Genomic DNA, 12,204 nt, shown 5'->3' on the forward strand with positions numbered 1-12,204 from the left:
GTGAATATATATTTAATTTAACAGGTTTTAATAAATTTATTTTGAATTTGTTAATTATTCAAAGTTTTGGTGAGGGAATCATATATATTTATAACAATAAAATTAGTTTAGATTATCAGTATAAGAACTTTTTAAAGATATCATTAGTTAATACTGTTGGAAATATATTTTTATCCCTTATTTTGATTTTGACAATTATGTCAGGACAACGTTATATGGGGAGAATAATTGGTACCTCAGCACCTATTATTTTGTTGACTGCTATCATTTTGTTTTCATTTTACAAAAAGGCAATGCCAAAGGTTAATTTTAAATACTGGAAATTTGGATTATTATTTAGTATTCCGATTATATCCCATGGCTTATCTCAAATAGTTTTATCGCAATCTGATCGTATAATGATTCAACATTTTTCGGGCAATCAAATGGTTGGTCTATATAGTTTTTCCTATACAATCGGCACTATCTTAACTATAACAGTTTCATCCCTAGATACCGCTTGGTCCCCTTGGTTTTTTGAGCAAATGATCAAAAAGAATCTAAGTGCAATAAAGAAAAGGTCATCACAATACTTAACAGTTATTTTTTTATTAGCAGCATTTCTTATTTTAGCAGCTCCAGAAATCACAAAAGTTCTTGCTGGTAAGGACTTTTGGTCATCAATGTACTGTACTATTCCCGTACTTGTTGGAATCTTTTTTTCTGTTATTTATACGATTCCAGTACAAATTGAATATTACTTAAAGAAAACAAAATATATTGCATTGGGTACAATTGGTGCAGCTGTAATTAATGTTATATTAAATTTTATTTTTATTCCGCAATATGGATATATTGCTGCTGCTTATACCACACTTGTTTCCTATATGCTTTATTTTACTTTCCATTATATTATTGCTGCTAGATTGTTAGGAAGTTGTATTTTTAACACGGCTATTTTTGTTTTATATGGATTCTTAATTATTATTTTGGGGATTTTGTCTTTAGTTTTTATTAAATATTTATTAATTAGGGCTGGGATTGCTTTAATTATTTTGATTTTAATGACTTTTATTTATAAAACCAGGATGATTGGAGATGTATCTTTTGGAGAAAAATAACAACCACCTAAGTCCTGAATATAGGTTTGGTTTTTATGTAAATGCGGAAAGGAAAAGACTCTGGCATGCAGAGCTCTTAATGTATGAAAAATTTAATAAGATATGTAATAAATATAATCTGAACCATTTTTTAATCGGAGGTTCAGCAATCGGAGCTGTGAGACACAAAGGGTTCATTCCTTGGGATGATGACTTGGATATTGGAATGCTTAGAAAGGATTTTAATAAATTCCTTGAAGTAGTTAAATCGGAAACGTCATTCAACTACGAAATTCAATATGGTTTTCTACCGAATAATCAATTTTCGTCATTTTTAAGAATTAGAGATAAAAGTACTACAGGGATTATAAAAGATGAAGTAGATAGAAATATTAATCATGGGATATTTATAGAAATATATCCTTTTGATAATGTATGTTCAATTAAATGGGTTAGAAAATTACAATTAAAGGTATCGGCGAAATTACTAAATATTTTGACAGATCGATTTTACCAAGTTACTTGTAGTAAAATTGACAGAGTATTAATATCTATATTTAAAATTTTATCAGCTAATAGACTTTGGAAGTTATGGAATTGGAACTGTCAATTATTTGGTAAATTTAATACAAAATTTGTAGATACTGTTGCATTACCAGTTTACGCATTTAAAGGAATACATCTTTACTATAAGAAAGACCTAATCCAAACCCAGAAAGTAGATTTCGAATACACAAATGCCTATGTTGCGAAGGGGAATGATAGGTGTTTAAAAATTCATTTTGGTGATTATATGCAGCTTCCACCAGTGGATCAAAGGGGAGCTCACCATCAAGCAATAATATTTTATGATACACAATTACCTTATACAGAGTATATGGATAAGATAATTGTTCAAAAGTTTTTTGAAGGTGATGTAAGCTTAAGAGATATATAATGAAAATTATAACTATTTAAACATTTAAAGTATTTATATTCTACCTTTTTTCAAACCTAATAATTTTCTTCTAAGATCAGGGTATTTATTTATAGGATTTTAAGTCCTCTAACACTAAATGGCTGTTAATCAATGCTTTTAATAAATTTGAATTTTTAAGCTTATATATTTTAAAAAGTACAATTTTCAAAAGAGAGGACATATTTTTCTCTCTTTTTTTATGGTTTATTAAGTCGTGAAGTATGGCAATGATATTTCACAATCATATTACTGGATAAATATGTTATTCACAGTCAGTAAAAGGTTTTAGGGGGGAAGGAAGTTGAAAAGCAATTGGTTTAAAATTTATCTACGGTTAAATAAAATTATTTATGGAAAAGGACTAACACTAAAAGGTTTGCCAATCATATATAGCAAGTCTGGAAATAGATTATCCATTGGAAATAATGTCACTATTAATTCATCTTTCTTATCCAATCTAGTAGGATTATACCAAAGAACAATTATTGTGACACGGACTCATGAAGCCGAAATTCATATTGGTAATAATGTGGGGATTTCTGGTGCAACGATATATGCTAGAAAAAGTATAAAAATAGGCGATAATACAATGGTTGGTGGTAACACAAAAATTATAGATAATGACTTTCATCCTATTGACCCGAAAGTGCGTAGCAAAACGCCAAATGAAAATATGCAAATCCAATCAATAGAGATTGGTGAAAATGTGTTCATTGGTTGCAATTGTTTAATACTAAAGGGCACAAAAATCGGTAATAACTCAGTCATTGGTGCTGGAAGTGTTGTTACTGGTGAAATACCAGAAAACTGTATAGCTGCTGGTAATCCAGCTAAGGTACTTCGTGTACTTGACACTGGTGAAAGATGACTAAAGTACTGAGATAAATGTTTATAAGTATGATTTCACATTTTATAACCTTAATGAGGATACTTTCCCTGTAATTGGATCATCTTCATCAAAACTATTTTAATTTAAAAAAGTATAAAAGAAGATTTAGCTTTTGTATGACATGCAAATCCTTATTCAGAAAATGAATTTAGTGCAATTTAAATCTAGAAAAGACTTATAAATTCCAATTCTGATCTTCTTAAAAAGCTAAAGTTTCCTAATCCTCTTCCAATTATGGATGTACTTGTGCTGTTCTCTAAGCCTATATGAATCGGGAGTTAGGTATTCTAGTCGTAATATTATGTTTATGGAGGATTATCAAATGAAGAGAGTAATAACATATGGGACCTTTGATTTGTTTCACGATGGTCATATGCGCTTATTAAAGCGCGCAAAAGAACTGGGTGATTGGTTGATAGTTGGGGTTACAACACAAAACTATGATGATAGTCGAGGTAAATTAAATGTTCAGGAAAGTTTAATGGAACGCATTGAAAATGTTAAAAAAAGTGGATTAGCTGATGAAGTAATAATTGAAGAATTTGAAGGTCAAAAAATTAATGACATACTTAAATATCAAATTGACATTTTTGCAATTGGCTCTGATTGGTTAGGTAAATTTGATTATTTAAGAGAATATTGTGAAGTAGTTTATTTGGAGAGAACAAAGGGAATATCGAGTACCGAATTAAGAGATAAGGGAAATGGAATTATAAAGTTAGGAATAGTGGGCTATGGGAGAATTGCAAATAGGTTTATTCAAGAGTCAAAGTTTGTAAGTGGCATTAATGTTGAAGGTGTATTCGGAAACAATGAGGACTCATTAAGGCAATTCGTTCAAAAACACGAATTAGATTTTTATACATTAAATTATGATACGTTAATTGAAAAGGTAAATGCTGTTTATATTGCATCTCCACATCTAACCCATTATCACTATATTAAACAAGCACTGATTAGAGGCAGGCATGTATTATGTGAAAAACCCATGGTATTATCTGCTGATGAAGCATGTGAATTGTATACTCTAGCGAGAAATAACAATTGTATTCTTTTAGAGGCAATAAAAACAGCATATTCTCCAGGATTTATTAGATTGATTAGTATTGCAAAAAGTGGTTTGATTGGGGAAATAAAGAGTGTAGATGCAACTTTTACAAAATTGGTGGAAGGCAACATTCGAGAATTGGACGTTAATGCAGCAGGTGGAAGTATGACCGAGTTAGGATCCTATCCACTATTAGCTATAATTAAATTATTAGGTCAAAATATAGAGAAATTGGAATTTTACTCATATTTTGATAGTGAAAAGGCTGTAGATCTGTTTACAAAGGTAAATATTAAGTATAAAAACGCAATAGCATCTGCGAAAGTGGGATTAGGGGTTAAATCTGAAGGTGATTTAGTCATTTCGGGTACGAAAGGATATATTTATGTGCCTTCTCCTTGGTGGAAGACTGAGTATTTTGAAGTTCGTTTTGAGAATTTTAACAGTAACAAAAAGTACTATTATAAATTTGAAGGTGATGGACTAAGGTACGAACTTGCTGAGTTTATGGCACAAATTAACGGGTATCATAATCATGCATATAAGTTGACAGAGGGTGAATCTATAACAATGATAGGTGTCATTGAAAAGTTTATGCAAGGCCAAGGTGTTCAAAGGTTTTAATTTGAATAAATTTTACGCTTATAAAGAATAAAAATACTAGGGCGAAGAGAAAAATTTTTTTGGACGCAATCATGTAACTACCATAAGGTACATTAATTTTATAGAGTTTGGTGCCTTCTTGGTTTTTAAATGTTTACAATGTATTTTAAATAGAGAGTTTAGAAATAGAAGTACATTTTCAAAATAATTGAAGCTAATATTAATTTTATGACTATGCATACAATCTATAGTTAAATTTTTATATGAAAGTAATATGGTAAATACCGATAGGTTTTTATTTTGTAATAAAGAATTTATGGATGGGGGGGTTAATTTGCTAAGGATTAAAAATTTTTTGGTGAAATTTGCATTTGTCATTGCCAAATCTCCATTGATTTCTTCAAAATTTCGAACGTTTCTTTATCGTTTAAGTGGTATGAAATTATTAGATAATGCTTGTATTTTGCCTAGATGTAACTTCAGGAGTTCAAATCTTTCAATTGGGATTGAATCCTTTATAAACGATGGTACAACCATTTTTAATGAATATGCTCCAGTAACGATAGGAAACCACTGTGCAATCGGCCCTGAGGTAATGATGTGTACCACAACTCATATTATTGGCAAACCTGAATCACGTGCTGATAAACACGAATCAAAACCAATAATAATTGAGGATGGATGTTGGATTGGAACAAGAGCTGTTTTACTTCCAGGAATTATAATTCGAAAGGGATGTATAATAGCTGCAGGTTCTGTAGTGACCAAAAATTGTGAACCTAATGGATTATATGCTGGTGTACCTGCACAAAGGATTAAGGACTTACCGTAAGGCTGGTCTTTTTTAGTTCAAAAAGAAAAATTTATTAATGAACTGTAAATCGAATTTGGTTATAATTGGTTTTTCTATTATTTTAGTTAAACGATAAAATATAGACTAGAATCTCATAAACTTACAAAAGCCTTATTGTAAGTGAATATAATAGATAAATAAATTCTTGCAGTGAATAATAGATGAATCAAATTAAGTGGAAATTAGTAAGGTTGATAGGTTTAATTTTTTGGAGGGATTTTCATGAGGCTATTATTATTATCAGGTGGTTCGGGAAAGCGGCTATGGCCCTTATCGAATGACACAAGATCAAAACAATTTTTAAGAGTTTTAGAAGGAAAAAATGAGGTAAAGCTATCAATGGTTCAACGAGTATGGGGGCAGTTAAATACAGTGGGGCTCGCTGATTTGTCTGTAATTGCAACCTCTAAAATGCAAAGAGATATGATTCATAGTCAAATCGGCATGGATGTACCGCTCATTATTGAGCCTGAACGTCGCGATACTTTCCCAGCGATTGCTTTAGCAGCATCGTATCTGTTTTCTGTTCAAAATGTATCGGAAGATGAAGTAGTTGTAGTTTTACCAGTTGACCCTTATGTAGAAGACAACTTCTTTGAGAAAGTAAAAGAATTAGAGAGAGTATTGCTAGATTCAGAAGCTGATATGGCATTAGTGGGTGTTAAACCTACTTATCCATCTTCTAAATATGGTTACATTGTTCCTAAAGGTAAAGTAGATGTTGATACCTATTTTACAGTTAATGATTTTACCGAAAAGCCGAGTGAAGAAAAGGCGCAAACTTTGATAGAAATGAATGCTCTTTGGAACTGTGGCGTATTTGCTTTTAAATTAAAATATTTAATTAATATTCTGATTGAAAAAGGATTGCCGCTCCATTATGATAACCTATCACAACAATACAAAAATCTACCTAAGATTAGTTTTGACTATGAAGTAGTTGAGAAGGCAAACCATATTGTTGCTCTTCCTTATGATGGATATTGGAAGGATCTTGGAACTTGGAATACCTTAACAGAAGAAATGGCTACAACGCAATTAGGAAAAGGTGTGGTAAGTGATGATACTGTAAACACCCATTTAATTAACGAGCTTGATATTCCTGTTACTGTGATTGGTGTAAAAGATATTATTGTAGCTGCTAGTCCCGATGGAATCTTAGTAGCTGACAAAGCTTCAAGTCCAAAAATTAAGGATCTAATTAGTGGATTTGATCAGCCTCCAATGTATGAAGAGCGGATCTGGGGTTGGTCTCGGGTTCTTGATTATGCTAAGTATGATGATGGAAACGAAATGGTTACAAAACGTATTTGTATACACGAGGGGAAAAATTCTAGCTATCATTATCATAATCTTCGTGATGAAGTTTGGACGATTGTTCGAGGTGAGGGTGAACTAGCATTAGATGACTATATTACTCGAGTAAAAGCGGGGGATATTATTCATCTTCCAGCAGGAAAGAAGCATGGAATAAAGGCATTTTCTGAGTTGGAGTTTGTTGAAGTTCAAACTGGGATTGGCATAAGTGATGATGATTTTACTCGCCTCTATTTTAAATGGAATGACGTTATTAATCACTTCAATAAGTCAAAGGCAAAAGTGATATTATAATTATGTGAGAAGGGGGAGAATATATGTCTCCTCCTTTTTTCTTTAATTTGAGGTGTTATAGTGAGAATCATAGCTTATTATATATCTGATTATGGGTATGGACATGCCTCAAGAGGTATAGCAATCATAAGGAACCTTTTAAAAGACCCAGAAGTATACATCATTGTTTGCCATTCGTTTGCTCTGACTTTTATTAAGGATTCCTTAAATTCTAGTCGTGTAATTTTTAGGAACTTAAAAACAGATGTCGGATATTTTTTAGAAGAAAACTCGATTCAACCTGATAGGAATCGTTTAGTTGAGGAATATAAAAACTTCGTTTCCAATTGGGATTACAAGGTAAATCAGGAGCAAGATTTTCTACAGATGAATAAGATTGATTTGGTAGTTTCCGATATTTCACCACTTCCATTTGAAGCAACTGAACATTTAGGTATTCCTTCTATTGGTCTTTCTAACTTTACTTGGTATACTGCCTATCAAGGTTTAATAGAAGATAGAGAGTTATACCCCTTTAAAACTGCCTATCAAAAAATGACCTATTTCTTTTCTTTGGCTGGAGGCAATGAAAAGTGGACTGTCACAACAAACGAATATGGCATTTATTCAAGGGAAGTAGATTTAAAAGAGGTTGAACGAATTAGAACATTGGTAAATCCAAATGGTTATAAGCATGTTATTTTCTTAGGACTTGGAATGAAAATCGATGTTGATTCTTCATTAGAGGAGCTGCCTATTTGGAACAGCCCTGATTGTGCCTTTATCGTATCTTCCAATGTTCAGGTAAACCGTGCTAATGTTTTTCAAATTCCTAGTGATTATCTGGAATCACAAAACTATATTGCGGCAGCAGACCTAGTTATTTCAAAGGCAGGTTGGGGAATGGTTGGCGAGGCAATTAATGCCAATGTACCTCTTTTAATCCTTAATCGAACTTCCATGGTAGAAGATCAAAACACTATCAATTATTTAAAGAAACATCATCTTTGTCATATTATTGATTGGGACCAATTTAAGTCTTTTCGGTTGGACGAATTCTTTATGAATAATATTACAAAAGAAATTAACGTGAATAGCAAATTAAATAATCATGAAGCAGATAAGATAGCCGCTGATATATTGCAAATAATGAATATTTCTACATCTTAGACAAGGGGGAACCAATTTTGACTTGGTTATATAATGCAGAAAAATGGCTCTCATTTAATAATTTAAATTCTGATTTAAAAGAGACATTATTTAATATTGAAAACAATGAAAAATTATTAGAAGAACATTTTTATAAACACTTAGAATTTGGTACTGGCGGTATGCGTGGGGAGTTAGGACCTGGTATTAACCGTTTAAATATCTATACTATTCGTAGAGCAGCTGAGGGATTGGCCAAGTATATCGCTGAACAAGGAGAGGAAGCAAAACAGCGTGGAGTTGTAATTGCGTTTGACTCTCGCCATAAGTCTCCTGAATTCGCGCTAGAAGTAGCAAAAACGGTGGGTAATTATGGAATTAAGGCCTATGTATTTGATGAGCTTCGTCCAACACCGGTATTATCATTTGCAGTTAGATATTTACATGCCTTCTCAGGAGTAGTAATTACAGCGAGTCATAACCCGCCTGAGTACAATGGATTTAAAGTGTACGGAGAAGATGGCGGCCAAATTCCTCCAGAGGCAGCTAATACTATCATTAAATATGTGAATGCTGTTGAAAATGAATTAACTGTTGAAGTAGCAGAAGAGCAGGTCCTTCTTTCCACTGGATTATTAGCTTACGTTGGAGAAGAAATCGACAATGCTTATGTAGAACAATTAATGTCACTTCAATTGAATCCTGAGGTGGTAGCCAAGGTCGCGAAGGATTTAAAGATTGTTTACTCTCCATTACATGGAACAGGAAATAAACCTGTTCGTGCTGGCCTAAAGGCATTTGGATTTGGAAATGTTACGGTTGTAAAGGAGCAAGAGCTACCTGACGCCAATTTTTCAACTGTTAAGTCACCGAACCCAGAAGAGCACGCAGCTTTTGAATTAGCGATCAAATATGGGGAAGAAATGGGTGCAGATATTCTTATGGCGACAGATCCCGATGCAGATCGATTAGGTGTTGCAGTAAGAAACAGTTCGGGTGAATACGTAGTGTTAACTGGTAACCAGATGGGTGCCTTAATGCTTGATTATCTTCTATCTCAGAAACAAGCTAAATGTATTCTTCCTGAAAATGGTGTGGTCATTAAAACAATTGTTACCTCTGAAATTGGTCGTGCGATTGCAGAGCATTACGGCATGCAGGCAATGGATACACTAACAGGGTTCAAATTCATCGGTGAAAAGATCAATGAATTTGAACAAACAGGTCAGCATACCTTCTTATTTGGCTATGAGGAAAGCTATGGTTATTTGATTGGTGATTTTGTACGTGATAAAGATGCTGTCCAATCTGCTATTTTTGCAGCAGAAGTTGCTGCCTATTATAAATCTAAAGGCATGACGATGTATGAAGGTCTATTGGCTATTTTTGAAAAGTATGGTTTTTATCAGGAGTCACTTCAGTCGATTACCTTAAAAGGGAAAGACGGAGCGGAACAAATTGCGGGTTTAATGGATACATTCAGAAATGAGAGCTTGAGTGAGGTAGCGGGAATAGAAGTTGCAGCAGTGGAAGACTACGCTACTTCAGTAAGAAAAGCAGATGGTTTGGAAAGTAAGATTAACTTGCCGTCATCAAATGTGTTGAAGTACTTTTTAGCGGATGGTTCATGGTTCTGTCTGCGCCCATCTGGAACAGAGCCTAAGGCGAAATTTTACTTTGGGGTCAAGGGACAGTCGATGAAACAAAGTCATGAGAAATTAGCTTCAATCCAAACTGATGTTATGAATATGGTAGATGATAGATTAGCTGCAATGGTATAATCCCTTATTAGAAAAAACAATAATAATTCGCACCCTTGTCCTCTTAGTTCAAGGGTGTTATTTAACTTCCGAAATTAACGAGATGGTATAATGAATAAAAGAAAATGCTGGGTACCTAGAGTTGTAATTTGGATCAATCGAATAATCGTAGTGGCTCAAAACTGAGTGTTTGCTGAGCACCCTCTTATGAATATCATTACACAGCTTTATCATTATTTGGAAGTATTACTTAAGAACACGGGCAATCCTGGACGCTCATGAATTCGAATATGTAGAAGTTCCTGAAGACCATTGGAACTATAGTATATTGTTAGTGTTAAATTTTAATAGACATGATGTAAGTAAAATATAAAATTAGAGGTGTAAAATGAAAAGATTTAAAAATTATGCAATTTTCTTTTTGTTTTTTTTAACACTTTTATGGTTTGAATGCTCAGTTAGTTATGCCTCTCCAAATACGACTATATGGAATACTTGGTCACAAGTTACTGAAATAGACACAGGTGGAACTTTTCAATTGCCACCTGTGAATCCAACTGGAACTGGGACAAAAATAATTATAAACACAAGCGAAAAAGTTACAGTAATTGGTACGAATTCAGTTGGCTATGGATATTTAGCAATCGAGTATAAGTGTCCTAATGCAAATTTAACAATCAATAATTTAAAGGTTCAATCGATTTATGTTCCGGCGCTAAAATTTATTGGCGAAAACAATCATCTGTATTTCACTGGAGAAAACAAATTAAGTGGTTCTACATATTATCCTGGAATTAGCGTAGAAGGAGAGACCACCTTAGAAATTAGCGGAGACGGAAAAATAGATGTCTTTGGTGGTGCTTATGCTGCAGGTATTGGAGCGGGTAGTGGAAATAAAACAGGGTCAATTATTATTAATAGCGGAAAAGTCACTGCTCAAGGTGGTGAACGTGGAGCAGGAATCGGTACTTCAGATCATCAAACAGGTGGTAATGTTATCATTAACGGTGGGACTATTACTGCTACAGGTGGAACGGATGCTGCAGGCATTGGTGGTGGTCTTTATGGCAGAACTGATAGCATTTACATTAATGGAGGTAATATAAGTGCTATTGGAAAAACAGCTTCAGCAGGAATAGGTGGAGGACATTATAACTATGAGGGTGGTGGACTAATTAACATTACAGGTGGAGTTGACCTAAATAAAATTTGGTCATATCCAAGGCAAATTATTACTACAGACGTTAAATATTATTATGGGGTTAAAATTGGTACTGGAAATTGGGAGTCTTTACAACCTAAAAATTCTTCGCTTAATAATCTCTACATTGTCAATTTTAACAGTGGGAGCGGAAAAGAACAGAGTTTAGCTTATGTAACAAGCAATGCGGATGCAAAACTTCCAAATAAAGAATTGTTGAATTCTCTTAGTGAAAATGGCTCATTTTCGCCGAATAATGACGTGAGTCTTTTATGGAAGGATAGCAACGGTGCGTTTTATAATGGTTTAACCTTTGATCCTTCCATCAATAAATCCTTCACTGCTGTCTGGGGATACAATGTTGAATTAGTCACAAACAATTCAGAACCCAACACGAACTTTGTAGCTGAGAGTGACAAAAAAGTAATTGACGAAATTCAATTAATTCCGCAAAAAGCTGGTTTCCATTTTGATGGTTGGTATTTAGATGCCGACTTAACTACTCCTCTTCCAACAGATTTAAAAATGTCCGGAGATATTACTTTGTATGCAAAATGGACAATTAATAAGTACACAATTTCATTTAACACAAATGGTGGAAGTCGTGTAGGTAGTATTACACAAGAATATAACACAAATGTAGTGAAGCCAATAAACCCAATGAAGTTTGGCTTTACATTTGGTGGATGGTATTTTGATAGTGAATTAATCAATGAGTATTCATTTACAACAATGCCAGCGAACAATGTTCAACTCTATGCGAAATGGATCCCATATGTAGATGTCTATTTCTGGGACGGGGCCAATAATGTTAAGGTACAGGTAGCCCAAGGACAAAAAATAACTGAACCAACAACCCCGGTAAAGGATAATTATGTATTTGGAGGGTGGTATACAGATTCGGTACGAACACAAGCAATGGACTTTAACACACCNNTGGATTCCCTATGTAGATGTCTATTTTTGGAACGGAACGAATAATATAAAGATACAGGTTGCCCCAGGACAAAAAATAAGTGAACCACCAGCCCCAGTAAAGGATAAATATGCATTTGGAGGATGGTATACAGATAC

9 protein-coding genes and 2 pseudogenes are annotated in these 12,204 nt (G+C 33.6%); all 11 read left to right on the plus strand.

The window, feature by feature from the left end:
- On the plus strand, nucleotides 1-1,100 hold a 1,100-nt coding region (locus V7077_RS23855), incomplete at its 5' end, for an oligosaccharide flippase family protein (RefSeq protein ID WP_335506589.1).
- Nucleotides 1,087-2,016, plus strand: coding sequence for a LicD family protein (locus V7077_RS23860; RefSeq protein ID WP_335506591.1), 930 nt, complete (start codon nucleotides 1,087-1,089; stop codon nucleotides 2,014-2,016). The genes V7077_RS23855 and V7077_RS23860, both read left to right, overlap by 14 nt.
- 322 nt (nucleotides 2,017-2,338) lie before the next feature.
- Nucleotides 2,339-2,905: an acyltransferase gene (locus tag V7077_RS23865; RefSeq protein ID WP_335506593.1), complete on the plus strand. Its 567-nt coding sequence runs from the start codon at nucleotides 2,339-2,341 to the stop codon at nucleotides 2,903-2,905.
- Between the two features lie 343 nt (nucleotides 2,906-3,248).
- A pseudogene (locus tag V7077_RS27835) lies at nucleotides 3,249-3,620 on the plus strand (adenylyltransferase/cytidyltransferase family protein); the annotation flags it as partial.
- A gap of 30 nt (nucleotides 3,621-3,650) precedes the next feature.
- Nucleotides 3,651-4,598 (plus strand): annotated as a pseudogene (locus V7077_RS23870) (Gfo/Idh/MocA family protein); the annotation flags it as partial.
- Between the two features lie 313 nt (nucleotides 4,599-4,911).
- Nucleotides 4,912-5,409 carry an acyltransferase gene (locus tag V7077_RS23875; protein WP_335506597.1) on the plus strand — a complete coding sequence of 166 codons (498 nt, stop codon included), beginning with the start codon at nucleotides 4,912-4,914 and terminating at the stop codon, nucleotides 5,407-5,409.
- A 243-nt stretch (nucleotides 5,410-5,652) separates the two neighbouring features.
- Nucleotides 5,653-7,041 carry a sugar phosphate nucleotidyltransferase gene (locus tag V7077_RS23880; protein ID WP_335506599.1) on the plus strand — a complete coding sequence of 463 codons (1,389 nt, stop codon included), beginning with the start codon at nucleotides 5,653-5,655 and terminating at the stop codon, nucleotides 7,039-7,041.
- 60 nt (nucleotides 7,042-7,101) lie between these two features.
- On the plus strand, nucleotides 7,102-8,190 hold the full coding sequence (locus tag V7077_RS23885) for a glycosyltransferase family protein (protein WP_335506601.1): 1,089 nt from the start codon (nucleotides 7,102-7,104) through the stop codon (nucleotides 8,188-8,190).
- A 17-nt stretch (nucleotides 8,191-8,207) separates the two neighbouring features.
- Nucleotides 8,208-9,950 (plus strand): phospho-sugar mutase, encoded by a 1,743-nt coding sequence (locus V7077_RS23890; protein ID WP_335506603.1) that lies wholly within the window; start codon nucleotides 8,208-8,210, stop codon nucleotides 9,948-9,950.
- A gap of 367 nt (nucleotides 9,951-10,317) precedes the next feature.
- Nucleotides 10,318-12,111 carry an InlB B-repeat-containing protein gene (locus V7077_RS23895; protein WP_335506605.1) on the plus strand — a complete coding sequence of 598 codons (1,794 nt, stop codon included), beginning with the start codon at nucleotides 10,318-10,320 and terminating at the stop codon, nucleotides 12,109-12,111.
- Between the two features lie 31 nt (nucleotides 12,112-12,142).
- Nucleotides 12,143-12,204, plus strand: a 62-nt coding sequence (locus V7077_RS27840) for a hypothetical protein (protein WP_420489704.1), incomplete at its 3' end; no start/stop codon positions are given.

The organism is Neobacillus vireti, from assembly GCF_036962465.1.
Lineage (GTDB): Bacteria > Bacillota > Bacilli > Bacillales > Cytobacillaceae > Neobacillus > Neobacillus vireti_B.